This is a genomic window from Halomonas sp. ND22Bw (assembly GCF_003011945.1).
Classification (GTDB): Bacteria; Pseudomonadota; Gammaproteobacteria; order Pseudomonadales; family Halomonadaceae; genus Halomonas; species Halomonas halophila.
The window spans coordinates 1-274 of the sequence record NZ_PXWD01000807.1 but is presented as its reverse complement, the minus strand read 5'-3'; the positions used below and the strand labels follow the sequence as shown (position 1 = coordinate 274).

The 274-nt window shown below is 69.0% G+C and carries 1 protein-coding gene; it reads right to left on the bottom strand.

Features of this window, described 5'->3' with window-relative positions; all coding sequences use genetic code 11:
- A partial coding sequence (locus tag CVH10_RS20370; RefSeq protein ID WP_219924894.1) for a hypothetical protein occupies nucleotides 1-252 on the bottom strand: 252 nt, incomplete at its 3' end.
- Between the last annotated feature and the right edge of the window lie 22 nt (nucleotides 253-274).

Sequence of the window (274 nt, the reverse complement as noted above, 5' to 3'; positions counted from 1 at the left end):
CGGCTTATCGATGTACGCGGCGAACAGTTCCTGCACCACTACGCGGGCCTGCACCGTGGTCTGCACCACCTGCGGATGCCGGTAGAGCCCGCGGAAGAGAAAGCGCTTGAGTGCTGCCGACTGCGTGCGCATCGCGTCGCCGAAGAGCACCAGCGGCCCGGCCTGGCGTGCCGCAGTGGCATCGGCCGGCGCTGCGGCGGCAATGGCCGCGCGCGTCGCGTCGATCACGTCGTAGACCTGGGCGCTCAGCATGCGGCGAATCGTCTCGTACAGG